This window comes from Bradyrhizobium ingae, from assembly GCF_055791185.1.
Window position 1 is genome coordinate 86,707 of the sequence record NZ_JBVUBB010000012.1, and the last position, 15,157, is coordinate 101,863.

The 15,157-nt window shown below is 65.3% G+C and carries 16 protein-coding genes; 8 read left to right on the forward strand and 8 right to left on the reverse strand.

What is annotated here, in order from left to right; all coding sequences use genetic code 11:
• The first annotated feature begins 95 nt into the window (after positions 1 to 95).
• From rpe to ACV1FX_RS19345, 3 genes are all read left to right on the forward strand, one after another.
• Complete coding sequence (gene rpe, locus ACV1FX_RS19335; RefSeq protein WP_473119139.1) at positions 96 to 797, forward strand: ribulose-phosphate 3-epimerase; 702 nt, start codon at positions 96 to 98, stop codon at positions 795 to 797.
• Between the two features lie 148 nt (positions 798 to 945).
• Positions 946 to 1,092: a hypothetical protein gene (locus ACV1FX_RS19340; RefSeq protein ID WP_473119140.1), complete on the forward strand. Its 147-nt coding sequence runs from the start codon at positions 946 to 948 to the stop codon at positions 1,090 to 1,092.
• A 217-nt stretch (positions 1,093 to 1,309) separates the two neighbouring features.
• Positions 1,310 to 1,501 carry a hypothetical protein gene (locus ACV1FX_RS19345; RefSeq protein WP_473119141.1) on the forward strand — a complete coding sequence of 64 codons (192 nt, stop codon included), beginning with the start codon at positions 1,310 to 1,312 and terminating at the stop codon, positions 1,499 to 1,501.
• A gap of 9 nt (positions 1,502 to 1,510) precedes the next feature.
• Here ACV1FX_RS19345 and ACV1FX_RS19350 read toward each other — a convergent pair whose 3' ends face one another.
• The 5 genes from ACV1FX_RS19350 to ACV1FX_RS19370 form a co-directional block, all read right to left on the reverse strand.
• The gene (locus ACV1FX_RS19350) at positions 1,511 to 2,950 is read right to left on the reverse strand and encodes a protein kinase domain-containing protein (protein WP_473119142.1); all 1,440 of its coding nucleotides are present in this window, start codon (positions 2,948 to 2,950) and stop codon (positions 1,511 to 1,513) included.
• Between the two features lie 3 nt (positions 2,951 to 2,953).
• Positions 2,954 to 3,694, reverse strand: coding sequence for a metallophosphoesterase family protein (locus tag ACV1FX_RS19355; RefSeq protein WP_473119143.1), 741 nt, complete (start codon positions 3,692 to 3,694; stop codon positions 2,954 to 2,956).
• 110 nt (positions 3,695 to 3,804) lie between these two features.
• Complete coding sequence (locus ACV1FX_RS19360) at positions 3,805 to 4,413, reverse strand: hypothetical protein (protein WP_473119144.1); 609 nt, start codon at positions 4,411 to 4,413, stop codon at positions 3,805 to 3,807.
• Entirely contained in the window at positions 4,406 to 5,077 is a 672-nt protein-coding gene (locus ACV1FX_RS19365; RefSeq protein WP_473119145.1) for a hypothetical protein, read from the reverse strand. The genes ACV1FX_RS19360 and ACV1FX_RS19365 overlap by 8 nt, the downstream gene beginning before the upstream one ends.
• Positions 5,074 to 5,844: a MotA/TolQ/ExbB proton channel family protein gene (locus tag ACV1FX_RS19370; RefSeq protein WP_473119146.1), complete on the reverse strand. Its 771-nt coding sequence runs from the start codon at positions 5,842 to 5,844 to the stop codon at positions 5,074 to 5,076. Before ACV1FX_RS19370 ends, ACV1FX_RS19365 begins: the two co-directional genes overlap by 4 nt.
• 189 nt (positions 5,845 to 6,033) lie before the next feature.
• Here ACV1FX_RS19370 and ACV1FX_RS19375 point away from each other — a divergent pair, with 189 nt between their 5' ends.
• The 3 genes from ACV1FX_RS19375 (at position 6,034) to ACV1FX_RS19385 (ending at position 8,463) form a co-directional block, all read left to right on the forward strand.
• Positions 6,034 to 7,404 carry a sensor histidine kinase gene (locus tag ACV1FX_RS19375; RefSeq protein WP_473119147.1) on the forward strand — a complete coding sequence of 457 codons (1,371 nt, stop codon included), beginning with the start codon at positions 6,034 to 6,036 and terminating at the stop codon, positions 7,402 to 7,404.
• A 7-nt stretch (positions 7,405 to 7,411) separates the two neighbouring features.
• Positions 7,412 to 8,065: a response regulator gene (locus ACV1FX_RS19380; protein WP_473119148.1), complete on the forward strand. Its 654-nt coding sequence runs from the start codon at positions 7,412 to 7,414 to the stop codon at positions 8,063 to 8,065.
• 92 nt (positions 8,066 to 8,157) lie between these two features.
• A complete protein-coding gene (locus ACV1FX_RS19385; protein ID WP_473119149.1) occupies positions 8,158 to 8,463 on the forward strand; it encodes a hypothetical protein in 306 nt (101 codons plus the stop codon).
• Between the two features lie 12 nt (positions 8,464 to 8,475).
• Here ACV1FX_RS19385 and ACV1FX_RS19390 read toward each other — a convergent pair whose 3' ends face one another.
• Positions 8,476 to 9,060, reverse strand: coding sequence for a TetR/AcrR family transcriptional regulator (locus tag ACV1FX_RS19390; protein WP_473119150.1), 585 nt, complete (start codon positions 9,058 to 9,060; stop codon positions 8,476 to 8,478).
• 521 nt (positions 9,061 to 9,581) lie between these two features.
• Between ACV1FX_RS19390 and purB the strand changes: the two genes are divergently transcribed.
• Both purB and ACV1FX_RS19400 read left to right on the forward strand, forming a co-directional pair.
• Entirely contained in the window at positions 9,582 to 10,889 is a 1,308-nt protein-coding gene (gene purB / locus ACV1FX_RS19395; protein WP_473119151.1) for an adenylosuccinate lyase, read from the forward strand.
• A gap of 171 nt (positions 10,890 to 11,060) precedes the next feature.
• Positions 11,061 to 12,233, forward strand: coding sequence for a M20 aminoacylase family protein (locus ACV1FX_RS19400; RefSeq protein ID WP_473119152.1), 1,173 nt, complete (start codon positions 11,061 to 11,063; stop codon positions 12,231 to 12,233).
• A 13-nt stretch (positions 12,234 to 12,246) separates the two neighbouring features.
• Here ACV1FX_RS19400 and ACV1FX_RS19405 read toward each other — a convergent pair whose 3' ends face one another.
• Positions 12,247 to 12,744, reverse strand: a complete 498-nt coding sequence (locus ACV1FX_RS19405; protein ID WP_473119153.1) for a YcxB family protein — start codon at positions 12,742 to 12,744, stop codon at positions 12,247 to 12,249.
• A gap of 132 nt (positions 12,745 to 12,876) precedes the next feature.
• The gene (locus tag ACV1FX_RS19410; RefSeq protein ID WP_473119154.1) at positions 12,877 to 14,784 is read right to left on the reverse strand and encodes an acyl-CoA synthetase; all 1,908 of its coding nucleotides are present in this window, start codon (positions 14,782 to 14,784) and stop codon (positions 12,877 to 12,879) included.
• Between the last annotated feature and the right edge of the window lie 373 nt (positions 14,785 to 15,157).

Consider the following 15,157-nt stretch of genomic DNA (forward strand, 5'->3'; position numbering starts at 1 on the left):
GAAGCGCCTTCCCCCTGCATTGCTCCCCCGCATCGCCCATGTTAGGCGAGGCCGATCGTCACACGGCCCAACGGCTTTTTCGGGAAACTGTGCCCATGACCCAAGCCCTCGCACTCCGCCCCCTGGTGATCGCGCCGTCGATCCTGGCGTCGGATTTTTCCAGGCTCGGCGAAGAGGTGCGCGCGGTCGACGCCGCCGGCGCCGACTGGATGCATCTCGACGTCATGGACGGACATTTTGTTCCGAACATCTCGTATGGCCCCGACGTCATCAAGGCGATGCGTCCGCACACCAAGAAGATCTTCGACGCGCATCTGATGATCGCCCCCTGCGATCCCTATCTGGAGGCCTTCGCGAAGGCCGGCTGCGACCACATCACCGTGCATGCGGAGGCAGGTCCCCACCTGCATCGCTCGCTCCAGGCGATCCGCGCGCTCGGCAAGAAGGCCGGCGTCTCGCTCAACCCGGGCACGCCGATCAGCGCGATCGAATACGTCGTCGACCTCATCGATCTCGTGCTGGTGATGTCGGTCAATCCCGGCTTCGGCGGACAGGCCTTCATTCCCTCCGCGCTCGGCAAGATCCGCGACATCCGCGCGATGACCGCAGGCAGGCCGATCGATATCGAGGTCGATGGCGGCGTCGGGCCCGATGTCGCGGGCGCCCTCGCGGCGGCCGGTGCGAACGCCTTCGTCGCCGGCACCGCGGTGTTCCGTGGCGGCACGCAAGAGGCCTACAAGACCAGCATCGCCGCGATCCGCAATGCGGCCGCAAACGCGCGCGGCGAAGCGATCTGAGCCCGCGCGCACGAAATATATTGCGGGTTTCGAGGGCTTACGCACCGTGACGGACTTAAGATTGCCGCGAACCCCGTAGTCATCCCGGCTTCCCTGATTCGTACAAATCGATGCACAAGAGCGCTCCCCTTTTGGACGGGAGCACATCATGGCGACGACCCTGGTCTGGACTGGCGTGGCGTTGTGGCTTGGCTTGAATGCAGCGATTGCGGCCCGCTGCATCTATGCCGCGCGACCGGTGAAAGTCGCGGCTCGTTCCGCCCGCATCATCCATCTTGATCGCCACCGGGGCTGAACGCCCGTGCAGGTCGCGATCGTGAGACGTCAACCGAAGCGCAGGTGCCGCATCCCGCGGCGCCCGCACACCTATCTCGATTATTTCTTTGATCGCTTTGAGCGTACCGCGTGCGAGACCAACGACGACACCCGGTCCGAGATGTTCGACTTGGGCTTGGACCGGGACCCGTTCGAGTCACAGCGTCAGCACTGAAATCATTTTTTGGAATAGCCTGATGAAACCGCTTTGCCCCAACTGCCTGAACGAGATGTCGAAGGCAGCTTCCTCCCGCAATCTGTTCAATTGTGAGCCCTGCCGCGAGATCATCCAGTTCTTCGGCGTCGGTCCCAACGGCAGCGACGCCGGCCCGGACTTCTGGCTGCCCGTCCGCCGCAAGCGTGAGGGTCACGCTGCTCGCGCCGCCTGATTCGCAGAACTAGCCCGCAGCTTCGTCCGCCCTCACCTCTTCTACATCCGCGGCCATCCTCGGCGGCCGTACCACGGTCACGGTGCAGGTTGCTTCCGACGCGACCTTCGATGAAACGCTGCCGAGAAGCGTGCGCCTGAACGAACTCTGCCGCGCCCCGATGATGACGTGGTCGACCTGGTTGATCTCGGCGAACTCCAGGATCGCGGCAGCCGGATCGACCGACTCCAGCACATGAACCGTGAGCCGGCTCTCGTCGAGCTTGAGCGGCGTCGCCCAATGCCTGAGCGCGACCATCCGGTCGATATGCTTGTTGGAGCCGTCTTCGTCGAGCGTCCGGTCGATCACGAGACGGTTCAGCTTCAGCACGTTGATACAGGCGAGCCGCGCCGAGGGTAGCGTCGCCAGGATCCGCTCGGTCGTGACGAGCAGCGCCTCGTTCAATTCCACCGCGCCCTCGGCTGTGTCGAGCGCGATCGCAATGATCGGGCTCGAGGCAATCTGCGCCGCCACGTCAGATTTCGGCCGCGGCTGCGTCACCTCCTGATTGAAGCGCCGCCGCCAGGCGATCGAGAGGGGATCGCGTTTCAGCCGTTCCGAGCGGGCGGTGAGCCTGACCTTGTCGGGATGGGTGAGATCGAAGGCAAGCTGCGAGGCGGTCGGGTAGCGTCGGACCGGCTCGATCTCCAGACACCTGAGCACGATCTCCTGAAGCCAGGGTGGATAGTCGGGGCGCAATTGGCGCGGCGGATGCGGATCGCGCCATAGCCGCCGTCGCATTGCACGCAGCGTCTCGCCCTCGCCGAACGGACGCTCCCCCGTCGTGAAGAAATAGAGCAGCACACCCAGCGAAAACAGATCGCTGCGCGGATCGTCGCGCACCCCGAGCAGCCGCTCAGGGGCCATGTAGGGCGCGGTGCCGTAAGGCAGCCGGAACTCCTCCTGCAACAGGTCCGGCAGATGGTCGTGGTGCGACAGCCCAAAGTCGATCAGCACCGCTTCGCCGCTTGCCCGGAACATGATGCTGCTCGGCTTGATGTCGTGATGGATCACGTTCTGCCGGTGCAGGTCGGCCAGCGCCGTCGCAATCTTCGCGACCAGCGCACGCGCCTCCTCATACGGCAGAGGCAAATCGGGCAGCCGCGGATAGAGCGTGGTACCGGGAAGCTGCTCGATCACGACATAGGCCTGGCGCGCGAAATCGCCGGTGCCGAAGCAGTGCGGCACGTGCGGGCCGGCGAGCCGCGGCAGGATCATCTGCTCCATCTCGAAGGAGACGATGGCCGCGGGGTCCTCGCCCTCGGACACCCGCGGAACCTTCATCAGAAGTGGCGCGTCGATACCGGGACGGGTGACGGTCCACAGCGTCGCCATGCCGCCGGCATGCACGCATTCACCGATGGTGAAGCCGTCGATCTCAGCTCCGACCTTGACCAGGGATTTCGGCATGGCTCAGCGCCCCTGCGACAGCCGGTCGGCCAGCCAATGCGGCAGGCCGTTCTCCCGGATCCGGCTCGCCGCCGCCTCGATGTCATAGGGCGCGCGGCAATAGGTGATCTGGCAGCTCTCGGTGTCGAACAGCGTGAAGCAGGCGGAGGGATCGCCATCGCGCGGCTGGCCGACCGAGCCCATCACCGCGAGCCATTGCCGGCCCCGGAGCAGCTGAACGGGAACGTCGGTCTTGGGTACGAAGCTCGTCATCTTCGCGGTCACCGACATCGAATAAAGCGCCGGGCGATGGATGTGGCCGCAAAACGTGACATGACATGGCGTCGCGATCAGGCTTTTTGCGGCGTCCGTCGTCGAGCGGACATAGTGCCATCGCGCCGGGTGCGAGGCTTCCGAATGCACATAGAGGCGGTCGGTATCCTCGACTGACATGGGCAACTCCGCGAGAAAGCGCCGCTGCGCAGCATCGAGCCGGCCGCGGGTCCATTCGATCGCGATCTGCGCCTCGGCGTTCATGGTCTCGGCCGACGACTGGACCGCCTGGTCGTGATTGCCGCGCACGGCGACGGCGCCGTGAGCCACCAGTTCCATTGCGGTATCGACCACCCATTCCGGATCGGCACCATAGCCGACGAAATCGCCGAGCAGGATGAAGCGCTCGGCCCCGCGCTCGCGCGCCGCCCTCAGGCACACGTCAAAGGCCTGCCGGTTGCCATGGATATCCGAAAAGACGGCCAGTCGCACGCGTCCTCCACCCTCAAAACTCGTTCGTATGCCGATAAAGCCAATTTGAGGGACGTCAACAAGATGCGACAGCGCACGGCTGTTGACCAGCCGTTGCCGCCCGGTAGAGCCTATTGCTCGTCCTTGGGGGGCATTCTGGGCGGCGGCAGCGGCGTGAACACCGCACCCTGCTCGCTACCGGCCGGCGGCGCCCTGAACTCGCCGGTCGATGAATCCCCGCCGGCCGTCTCGATCACGGCCTTGGGCGTCACATATTCCCGGACCATGTCGATGATGGTGCCATCACCGCCGCCAAAATCCGCGGCGCGCCCGCCCTGGGGGCGTCCTGCCGCGATCTCGTTCTCCGCAGCATGGGTCTTCTCCGCCAGCGCATCATTATAGGGAACGCGAAACGCCCTCGGGATGCCGCTCGGCCGGTGATCGTCGTCAAGCTCCTCGACCCACAGATAGATCGTGCCCGGGTCACCTTCCAGCGAATGCGGCTCGACGATGCGCGCCGCCAACAGCTTGAATGACACAGGCAACCGGTCCGCGCTGGCCCAGCCGAGCAGACCGCGCATCGCGCCGAAGCTGACGAGATAGAAGACACTGGTCACAATGACCGCCGCGGCCTTCAGCGACCAGTGCAGGCGTCCGTAGACCAGGACGACCAGAAGCAGCGCGCCGATCACGGCGTAGGCGACCGAAATCGTGAGTATGATCAGTTGCAGGCTAGTCACGGCGCGTCCTCACGCCGGTCTTGGGATCGATATCCGCGCCGTTGCGCCAACTGCTGCGGAACGTTTCCAGCAGCGATTTCGGCCGCTGGTCGACATTGACCACCTTGCCTTCGGAATCGAGCCGGAACCGCACCGCGGTCTTTTCGTCACCGGTATGGTTGACCGTCAGCTTGTTGTCGAAAATTACCTGGGCGGTCGGGTTGAGCTTCTGCACCTTCACGTTGGCCGAGACCGGCTCGCCGGTGGTCGCCTGGAAATGCGAGACATTGACGGTGTATTCGCCGGCGACGATGCCGCGCACGGTGACGATCTCCTCGCGGATGGGGGATGCGATCTTCTTGCCGTTGACCACGATGAAATCATTGGCGCCGCCGCGGTCGTCGCGGTCGAGCGTGAGAAAGCCGGCCTCGCGATGCCGGTACCAGGCGATGTTGCCGGCGGGATCCTGCACGAACAGGTCGAGATCGTCAGGGTGATTGTCCGGCCAGTCCAGCGTGATCATGAACTCGGCCTTGGAGTCGATCTTGCCGTCCTTGGCATCCGGCGACACGGCGAGGAGCGCGAGGAAGAACAGGAACGCGATCACCTGGAGCGCCTTGAACAGCATCACGCCGAGCGGATCGAACGGCTCCTCGCGCGGATAGAGCCCGAAATCGTCCATCATGGCGACATACCCGGACGCTTGCGTTCCAGGGCCGGCGTGACGTAGGTCTCGGTCAGTACGACGGCGTCGGAGAACACCCGCTGGGTCGCGGCGTCGAGCATGTAGTACTGGATGCGGACGAGGATCGAGCCAACGAGGCCGGCAAGGGTCGTGTACATCGCGACGGCCATGCCGTCGCTCATCAACCCCATCGAGGACCGCATCGCGACCTTGTCGGCCGCGTCCAGTCCCGCGATCGGCGCCAGCATGATGATGAAGCCGACAATGGTGCCGAGCAGGCCGAGCTTCATCAGCGTATCCGAGACGAAAGCGCCGAACCCGTTGGACCCGCGCAGGCGATCGGCGAGCGTCCGCAGCAGCAACGTCTGGTCGACCGGCCGATAGTCCTGCGCCGCGGCTTTCGTCACCAGGCTATCGATGTGATTCCTGACGAGGCCACGCGGCAGCGATGTGCCGGCAGCATCCAGCGCCTTGCTGCCGTCCATCGCCGAGAGTACCGCACGGCAGCGCCGCGCCGCCGCCCCTTCCCGCGCGATCGCGCGGGTCCGCCAGAAGCAGTGAGCGCAGGTGACGACATAGAGCACCGCGATCAGGCTCGAAATGTAGGTGCGGTCGGAGGCGACCATCAGATGGATCAGGCCGAAGCGCCACAGCAGCACGACGGCGAAGACCGAGAGTCCCGTGAAGATCATCCAGAGCAGGAGCGCGCTCCGCTCCGACGGGTCGGCCGCAGGCGGCGCGCTCTTGCCGATGGTGATCGAACTCATGCTGCCTCGCTCCCCGGTCCGTTTGGCGACCCGCCGCCGATTAGATCAAAGCCGCCGCGCGCAGTCCAAAGAGCCATGCCCAAATCGGCTTGGGAAATTTTCCCGAGCAGCATCACCCTGCAGCTCCCGCGATTGGCAAGGTGCGGCGGCGTTGTTATCGTGACCTTATCAAACGTTGGGGGTGATCGCATGCGCCTCGTGCTCCATCTCGTCGCCCGCTTGCTTGTGATCGTCGCCCTGTGCCTGACCGCCGCGACGGTCTGGGCGACTTTTGATGCCTATCGCAGCGTCGATCGCGCCACTGCCGCTTCCGCCCAGAGGGTCGCGCAGACGCTGGAGGCGCTGTACTGGCGAGAGCTCTTGCTGCGCAGCAGCAGGATGCGCGAGCATCTCGTACCGGTTCCGGACTGGCGCACGCTCGAGACGATGAAGCTGATTGCGCCGGGCGTCTGCGTGCAGTTCCAGCCCGCGGCCGCATTCGAGAAGCCGCTGTGCGGCCAGAGCCAGGGGATCGGCCGGACCCCGCCGCTCTGGTTTGCGTCCCTGGTCCCGATCTTCCTCGGCAGTCACGCCGAGGTGGTGCGGCCGGTGAGCCCGCGTGCAGCCGCTGCCGGCACGGTGGTGGCGACACCTGATCAGGCTGCGGCGATCTCGCTCGCCTGGGAGTACATTCTCAACGTGATCGACGTCGCGCTCCTGATGTCGGCGGCGATTGCATTGCTGGCCTCGCTCGCGATTGCGCATGCGCTGGCACCGGCCCGCTCGATCGTGACCGCGTTGCAGCGGATGGCGCGCGGGCAGTACCGCACGCCCCTGCCGCGCTTCCGCTCCATGGAGCTTGCGATGATCGGCAAGGCTGTCGGCGCGCTCGGCGGGCGGCTCGAGGAAGCGACCGAGCAGCGCGCGGCGCTGACGAGGCGCCTGCTCGAGATCCGCGACGACGAGCGGCGCGCGCTCGCCCGCGAGCTGCACGACGAGTTCGGGCAAAATCTGTCCGCCATCCTCGCATTCGCCAGCACCATCGAAGCGGCGGGCGCGAAGCAGACGGATGCACGCGGCATCGCACAGGATGCGCGCATGATCTCGCAGGCCGCGCATCGCATCATGGCATCGCTCCGCGACACGCTGAAGCGGCTGCGCAATCCCTTGCCGGAGGAGCTGGGGCTGGAGGCGAGCCTCGTCAATCTTGTCGATAGCTGGCGCTCGCAGAGCGCGACGCAGCCGACGATCCAGCTCGACCTCAAGGGCGACCTTGCAGACATCAGCGGCACGGCGGCAACCACCGCCTATCGCGTCGCCCAGGAATGCCTGACCAATGCCCTGCGCCACAGCGCGGCACGCGAGATCAACTTGCGGATAGAGCGGCGCGCCGGCGAGGACGACACCCTCTTGATCCGCGTCGAGGACGACGGCGGCGGCGATGCAGACCGGGTATCACAGTCGGCCGGCTTCGGGCTGACCGGCATCCGCGAGCGCGTCGCGGCCGCCGGCGGCTCGCTGTCGATCGCGCGCGCCAATCGCGGGCTGAGCGTGGCGGCGACCATCCCGCTGGCCGCATGAGGCTGACATGACGCAGGTGGCGGCAAAGGGCATCTCGGTGCTGCTGGTCGACGATCATCCGATCGTTCGGCAAGGCTACCGCCGCGTCCTGGAAAGCCAGGACGATCTGCGTGTCGTCGCTGAGGCCGACAATGCCGCGGACGCCTACGGCGCGTTCAAGACACACGACCCTGATGTCATCGTGCTCGACATCTCGATGCCCGGCGCAAGCGGCCTCGAAGCCATCCGCAACATCCGTGCCCGCAACCCTCGTGCGCGCATTCTCGTCTTCACCATGCACAACGAGGCCGTGCTGGTGAAAGCGGCCTTTGGCGCCGGCGCATGCGGCTTCGTCACCAAGAGCAGCGAGCCCTCGGCTGTGGTCGCAGCCGTCCGCGCGGTTGCCCGTGGCGAGCGCGCCATGAGTGACGACATCGCCCACGTTCTGGCCGAGGAGAGCCTGTCACCGACGGGCTCGGTGCTCGATCAGCTGGGCGAGCGCGAGATCGAGATTTTGCGGCAGTTCGTCAGCGGCGCCACCACCGAGCAGATCGCCTCGCACCTCAATCTCAGTGTGAAGACCGTCCAGAACTACCACTATCTGATCAAGACCAAGACCGGCGCGCGCACGGACGCACAGCTCGTCCGGCTCGCGGCGAGCTGCGGACTGATGCGGATCTAGCAGCAATGCTGACGCATGGAGATCGTTGAGAGTCGCTTCAGCGGAACTGAGAGCACTCAGCTTAGGTTATAGCCGAGTGGAGGAGTAACGCCATGAGTAAGGCCAATCATAAGACAGTCGCCCATCCCCCGATCATTACCGTAGGCGAACTCATCGACGAGCTCTGCCGCCTGCCAGATACGGCTGCCGTCGGTTTCCGCTGCCCCATGCTCGAACAGGAGCTAACATTCTATCGCCTTCGAAAGCGATCCAGGGACGTCGTCGAAATCGAGATCAATGCCTATCCGGAAAGCCCGCCGGTTGTGCCGTCGAGCGACGGCGCCATCCACGCGCGGCGAAAACCCGCTCATCCGCTTTCGCTTCACAACGGCCCCCTTGCCCAAAAGACCAGAGGGTGAGACGGGGCGTCCTTACGCCTTCAACCCGCGCAGCAACAGCGCCAGCGTCGCATCGACGCGCGTAGGCAGATCGGCGTCCTTCCACTCGTCGGCGTGGGCGGGATGGTGATAGCGGCTGGTCGCATCGAAAATCGCGCGCGCGGTAGCCTTGGTGTCGGCGACATCGAACACGCCCTGCTTCACGCCGTCTGACAGGATCGCCGACATCTGCTCGACGAGGCCGTCCTTGTGGCACCTCACCGCCGCGCAGGCTTCGCGCGCGAGCGTCAGATAGGTCTGGAACATCTCGGGATCGTCGCAGACGCGCTCGCGTTTGGCGGCGAACAGCGTCCGCAGCCAAGCCTCGAGCCGCGCCGGTGCCGGCCCGGTATCCTGGGCGATCTTGCGTAGCGGTGCATCCATGCGCTCGAGCCAGCGCTTGGCCACGGCCTCGCGCAGCGAGGCCTTGCTCGGAAAATGGCGATAGACGCTGCCATGGCTCACATCGAGCGCACGGGCAACGTCGACCACGGTGGCCTTGGCAAGCCCATAGCGCCTGAGCACGTCCTCGGTGACTTCGAGGATGCGCTCCGGCGTCAAGACAACGGCTTCGTTCATGCCAGCACCATGTTCCCGTGGGAGGGGCCATTCACCCGGCGATCAGGCCGCATTCCGAAGCGGCCGTGCCGGTCATTCGGAAAGCTCTTGCCTTAATGCGGCAGTTTTGCAGCCTGCGCCGCGATCTGGCGGGCCACCAGCACATTGAGCCAATGCCCAATCTGCCCGGCGATATTGATGATTTCGGTCGTCATTGTCGTAAGTCTCCACTTCGTCCGCGACCCACCCTCTTGTTACGGCCTGGGAGTCCGTTTGTTTCGGACCCGGGCCTCGGAATGGAGACGCGGGACGCCCAATCGGAGCGTCCGTAAGCGGATATACACGTCTCGCTGACAGATTTCAATATCTGTCATTCAGTTTCTTGTGATTGACGGGCCCTGCGAAAACGCCGGCCTAATCCCCCGTTTGCAGAGCCATGCCGTTTGTTTCGCTCCCCCTGCTCTGCTAAATCGCGGCGTAAAAAGCATTTTGGCCGGTGTCCGCGCCCTCGGGCGCGCCCCGCCCCACCTGGAGCGCCCGCAATGATCCCCCGTTATACCCGCCCGGAAATGGCCTCGATCTGGGAGCCGCAGACGCGGTTCAAGATCTGGTTCGAGATCGAGGCGCATGCGGCGGACGCGCTCGCCGAGCTCGGAACGATCCCGAAGCAGGCCGCCAAGACGGTCTGGGACAAGGCCCGCAACGCCACCTTCGACGTCGCGCGCATCGACGAGATCGAGCGCGAGACCAAGCACGACGTCATCGCCTTCCTCACACACCTCGCCGAGATCGTCGGCCCCGAGGCGCGCTTCGTGCACCAGGGCATGACCTCGTCCGACGTGCTCGACACCTGCCTCAACGTCCAGCTCACCCGCGCTGCCGACCTGCTGCTCGCCGATCTCGACAAGGTGCTGGCAGCGCTGAAGAAGCGCGCCTTCGAGCACAAGATGACGCCGACCATCGGCCGGTCCCACGGCATCCATGCCGAGCCGGTGACGTTCGGCCTCAAGCTCGCCTTTGCCTATGCCGAGTTCTCACGCGCCAAGGAGCGCCTGATCGCGGCGCGCAAGGAAGTCGCAACCTGCGCCATCTCCGGTGCCGTCGGCACCTTCGCGCAGATCGACCCACGCGTCGAAGAGCACGTTGCGAAAGCCATGGGACTGACGCCGGAGCCGATCTCGACGCAGGTCATCCCGCGTGATCGCCACGCGATGTATTTTGCGACCCTCGGCGTGATCGCCTCTTCCGTGGAGCGTCTCGCGGTGGAGATCCGCCATCTCCAGCGCACCGAGGTGCTGGAAGCCGAAGAGTTCTTCTCGGAAGGCCAGAAGGGCTCCTCCGCAATGCCGCACAAGCGCAACCCGGTGCTGTCGGAAAACCTCACCGGCCTGTCGCGCATGGTGCGCGCCTATGTGACCCCGGCACTGGAGAACGTCGTGCTCTGGCACGAGCGCGATATCTCGCACTCCTCCGCCGAGCGCATGATCGGCCCCGATGCGACGGTCACGCTCGACTTCGCGCTGGTGCGCCTGGCTGGTCTGATCGACAAGCTGCTGGTTTATCCTGCCAACATGCAGAAGAATCTCGACCGCCTCGGCGGCCTCGTCCATTCGCAGCGCGTGCTGCTGGCGCTGACGCAGAAGGGCGCGAGCCGCGAGGATGCCTACAAGCTGGTGCAGCGCAACGCCATGCCGGTCTGGCGCGGCGAAGGCGACTTCTTGCAGCTGCTCAAGAAGGACGCCGAGGTGAAGAAGTACCTCTCGGATGCCGAGATCGAGGAGCAGTTCGACCTCGGCTACCACCTCAAGCACGTCGACACGATCTTCAAGCGCGTGTTCGGGGAGAGCTGAACTCTCCCGTCATTCCGGGGCACGCCACCGGATCCGGGCGAGGCCCGGCCCGATGACAGGCTCCAGTGAACCCGGAATCTCGCGCCACAATCTCCAGATTCCGGGTTCGATGCTTCGCACCGCCCCGGAATGACGATATCCTCGGGCAACCCAACAAGAAACGGAGCCCCCATGCCCGTCATCAACCGCGTCGCCGCCCTCTCCGACGAAATGGCCGCCTGGCGCCATGACTTCCACGAGAATCCCGAGCTGCTCTACGAGGTGCACCGCACCGCTGGCATCGTTGCCGACAAGCTGCGCGCGTTCGGCTGTGACGAGGTGGTGACCGGCATCGGCCGCACCGGCGTGGTCGGCGTGATCCGCGGGCGCAAGAGTGGTTCGGGAAGGACGATCGGCCTGCGCGCCGACATGGACGCGCTGCCGATCATGGAGACGTCGGGCGTGCCCTACGCCTCGAAAGTCCCCGGCAAGATGCACGCCTGCGGCCATGACGGGCACACCGCGATGCTGCTGGGCGCGGCAAAGTACCTCGCCGAGACCCGCAATTTCGATGGCACGGCCGTGGTGATCTTCCAGCCCGCGGAAGAAGGCGGAGGCGGCGGCAAGGCGATGGTCGACGACGGCCTGATGACCCGCTGGGGCATCCAGGAGGTCTACGGCATGCACAACATGCCGGGCCTGCCGGAGGGTCATTTCGCAACGACGCCGGGGGCGATGCTCGCCTCCTCCGACAACATCCAGATCATCGTTCACGGCAAGGGTGGCCATGCCGGCGCCGGCCCGCACAAGTCGATCGACAGCGTGCTGATCGGATCGCAGATCGTGAATGCGCTGCAATCGATCGTCGCGCGCAACGTCGACCCACTTAAATCTGCGGTCGTCTCGATCACGCAATTTCACGCTGGCACGGCATTCAACATCATCCCGGAGGTCGCCGAGCTCGGCGGCACGGTGCGCACGCTCGACCCCGAGGTGCGCGACCTCGTCGAGCGCCGCATCGGCGAGGTCGCCGACAGCGTGGCGCGCGCCTATGGCGGATCGGCCGAGACGAAGTACTCGCGCATGTATCCGGTGACGATGAACCACACGCGCGAAGCCGGCGTTGCCGCCGAGGTCGCCCGCGAGATTGCCGGCGCCGATCGCGTCAACGAGAAATTCATTCCGATGATGGGCGCCGAGGATTTCTCATTCATGCTGGAGGCGCGTCCCGGCGCGATGATCCTGGTCGGCATGGGCGACGGCAACGAGTGCCACCACCCCGCTTACGTCTTCAACGACAACATCCTCGGCCACGGCGCGTCCTATTGGGTTCGCCTGATCGAGAAGACGATGCCGGCGGGCTGAGCCACTCTGCCCGTTACGCCGCGCCGGCGCGCTTGCCGGCAAACTCGATGAAGCTGCGCTCGTCGTCGTCGGAGTGGAAGGCGATGCGGGGGATGAAGACCCCCGCGGCGCGGTCCATCCAGAGCACGATGATGTTTCTGGCGACGCTCACCCCTTCGATCGCCGGCCAGTCCACGCTGAGCACGGTGCCATTGCCGGCATCGACGAAGCCCTGCTCGGTCACGGTGATCTCGCGATTGCCGAGAACCCAGCCGGCGTCCTTGACATGGCGGCGAAGTCCCAGCCGCGACAGCACGCCGACGACCACGAGCGTGCTCAGGATGCCGAACAGCACGGAGATCGCATCAACCGATCCCGGCCAGAGCGCCGAGGCGGCGATGCCAAGCAGCATCGGCAAGGCGCCGGCCGCCAGAAGCACGAGCCGCATCCACTTTCCATAGACTCGAGCCTGCGCAAGACGCACGAATTCGGCCCAGTGCGCCAGATCGCGATGGTATTTCAGCGGCGACATCCGTTGATCCCCGAGAAGAAACCGCTGCCCGCAAGGCAAGGTGTCGGGCCGATTCATGGCCCGACAAGGTTTCGTCGCCCGATCGCTCTCCAAGGTTCGGAAAATCGCGTCGATTCCGGAACTTGTCAGCACCTACGCATGCACCACCTCATGCCGCATCACGAAGGGGTCGAGCAATTTGTGGACCTCGCCTGCGACCTGGTCGCGCCTGCCTTGCGGCACATTCGCGATCGTCACCGTCGCGATCGAGCCGTGGCTGCCATGGGCGCTAACCCTCACCTTGCAGTCGACGCCCGTCTCGGTGAGCGGGGTGAGCACCTTGGCAAACACGCGCTGGGCGGCGTCCCAGCGCAGTTGCGGCTTGAACACCTTGCCGACGCCGGTGACGGGCATCGGATCGATCGGAATGATCTGCACGGGCACGGCGGCGCGCTCGGGCGTGCGCTCGCGCACCCAGGTCTCCAGTTCGCCCGGCTCGACCGTGGCACCAGGCTTGAGCTGCACGTAGCCGACGGGGAGTTCGCCGGCATAGGCGTCGGGCTGTCCGACGACGGCGGCAAAGCCGACGGCCGGGTGCTGGAACATGATCTCTTCGATCGGTGCCGGATCGATGTTGTGGCCACCGCGGATCACGAGGTCCTTGGCGCGGCCCGTGATCCAGAGATGGCCGTCTGCATCGAGCCGGCCGAGATCGCCGGAATTGACCCAGACCTCGTCGACGAACGCGCCGTTGTTGTGGGCAGGGTTGAGATAGCCGCCGAACACGCCGGGCCCGGCCATGATCACGACGCCGATCTCGTCCACGGCGCAGTCACGCTCCAGCCGTCCGTCGGCGTCGAGCTTGACAATGCGCACGCGGGCGTAAGGCATCGGCAGGCCGACCGAGCCGAGGCGGATGGCGCGATCCGGATAGGCCATGGTGTGGACGCCCGAGGTCTCGGTCATGCCGTAGACCTCGACCACCGGAAGCTTCAGTCTATCCTGGATCGCGGAGCCGACCGCCACCGGAATCGCCGAGCCACCGCCGGCGGCATATTTCAGGCTCGAAATGTCGGCATTGCCGCGCGGCACCGCGAGCGTTGCCGCAAGCACGGTTGGCACGCTCGAGAGCGCCTCGGGCTTGAAGCGCTCGATCAGCGCCCAGATGTTCTTCACCGCATTGGGATTACGCCAGCCGGATGGTGACAACACCACGAGGCATCCGCCACCGGCCAGCGTCGTCAGTACCTGCGTCAGCGAGCCCCCGACGTGAAACAGCGGCATGCCGAACAGCAGATTGGCACCCAGCTTCGACTTCAGAAGCAGGTTGAGCCCCCACGCCTGATAGACCTGGTTGGTGTGGCTGTGGCGCACGAGCTTTGGCGTGCCGGTAGTGCCGCCCGTATGAAAATAGGCGGCGATGTCGCTGCCGGAAAACCTGCGGCCGCTGACGAGCCTGTCCGACGGCTGCTGCTTGATGAGATCGTTGAACGCGAAGATGCCGTTCGCGGGATCGCCGCCGCCACCGATCTGCACGATCGCCTTGAGGCGTTTCAAGGACGGGCGGATCTGCTCGACCTTCTGCCAGATGTCGGTGCCGGGCATCGGCCCGAGCGCGACCAGGATCGTGGTGTTGGCGGCCTCCAGGATCTCCGCGATCTGATGCGACTCCAGCAGCGGATTGACGGGATTGGCAATGCCGGTCGCCTCCGCGCCGAACAGCGTCACGAAAGCGTCGGGCAGCAGTGGCAGCATGAAGCTGATGACGTCGTCCTTGCCAACCCCCAGCGCGTGAAACATGTTGGCGGCCTGCGTGACGCGCGCGACGAAATCCCGATGCGAGATCACCAGCGGCGCATCGGCGGGATCTGCATTGGGCAAGAACTGGATCGCCGGCGCATCGGGATTACTGACCGCCCCGAGCCTGATCGCCTCATAGGTGCTTTCGGCCGCGATGCGCTCCACGTAAGACACCTGCTCCAGCGTCCGGACCTGCTCGTCCGTGGCCAATTCCGGATAGTCGTCGCCGATGAACCGATCGAGCGCGTGAATGCCCGCCATTCCGTCCGTCCTCCCTCATGACTTGGGCCGCCCGGCCTCTTTGGGTTTTGCTTTCAGGCGGGGCTCGATCCGTCGTTGCGGGCCGAGGGCGAACAGAATGATCGATGATTTGGCCGCAGTCCATGCCCCCCCGGGAAACGGAGATTTGACGCCTCGCGCGCATGGCCGCGCCCACCCGGGTTAGCGTGATTGGCGATTGAACCCCCTCAACCGCCCGGGGGGACCGAGGTACGACTGAAGTTGCGATTTAGGTTTTTTGCCGGGCGCAGTCTGTCGGGAAAGAGGACACCATGACCATCGACGCGGCGCGAGCGGACGGCGAACGATCTGCGCGATGACGTCTACGTATCGTGCACGACGGAAGCCAGCAGCA

What these genes read in the sequence shown, in the direction of transcription:
- ACV1FX_RS19385 (WP_473119149.1), top strand. Translation starts at nt 8,158, where the DNA reads ATGAGTAAGGCCAATCATAAGACAGTCGCCCATCCCCCGATCATTACC.
- ACV1FX_RS19400 (WP_473119152.1), top strand. Translation starts at nt 11,061, where the DNA reads ATGCCCGTCATCAACCGCGTCGCCGCCCTCTCCGACGAAATGGCCGCC.
- ACV1FX_RS19405 (WP_473119153.1), bottom strand. Translation starts at nt 12,744, where the DNA reads ATGTCGCCGCTGAAATACCATCGCGATCTGGCGCACTGGGCCGAATTC.
- ACV1FX_RS19410 (WP_473119154.1), bottom strand. Translation starts at nt 14,784, where the DNA reads ATGGCGGGCATTCACGCGCTCGATCGGTTCATCGGCGACGACTATCCG.
- ACV1FX_RS19345 (WP_473119141.1), top strand. Translation starts at nt 1,310, where the DNA reads ATGAAACCGCTTTGCCCCAACTGCCTGAACGAGATGTCGAAGGCAGCT.
- ACV1FX_RS19370 (WP_473119146.1), bottom strand. Translation starts at nt 5,844, where the DNA reads ATGAGTTCGATCACCATCGGCAAGAGCGCGCCGCCTGCGGCCGACCCG.
- ACV1FX_RS19390 (WP_473119150.1), bottom strand. Translation starts at nt 9,060, where the DNA reads ATGAACGAAGCCGTTGTCTTGACGCCGGAGCGCATCCTCGAAGTCACC.
- purB (WP_473119151.1), top strand. Translation starts at nt 9,582, where the DNA reads ATGATCCCCCGTTATACCCGCCCGGAAATGGCCTCGATCTGGGAGCCG.
- ACV1FX_RS19350 (WP_473119142.1), bottom strand. Translation starts at nt 2,950, where the DNA reads ATGCCGAAATCCCTGGTCAAGGTCGGAGCTGAGATCGACGGCTTCACC.
- ACV1FX_RS19380 (WP_473119148.1), top strand. Translation starts at nt 7,412, where the DNA reads ATGACGCAGGTGGCGGCAAAGGGCATCTCGGTGCTGCTGGTCGACGAT.
- rpe (WP_473119139.1), top strand. Translation starts at nt 96, where the DNA reads ATGACCCAAGCCCTCGCACTCCGCCCCCTGGTGATCGCGCCGTCGATC.
- ACV1FX_RS19340 (WP_473119140.1), top strand. Translation starts at nt 946, where the DNA reads ATGGCGACGACCCTGGTCTGGACTGGCGTGGCGTTGTGGCTTGGCTTG.
- ACV1FX_RS19365 (WP_473119145.1), bottom strand. Translation starts at nt 5,077, where the DNA reads ATGATGGACGATTTCGGGCTCTATCCGCGCGAGGAGCCGTTCGATCCG.
- ACV1FX_RS19375 (WP_473119147.1), top strand. Translation starts at nt 6,034, where the DNA reads ATGCGCCTCGTGCTCCATCTCGTCGCCCGCTTGCTTGTGATCGTCGCC.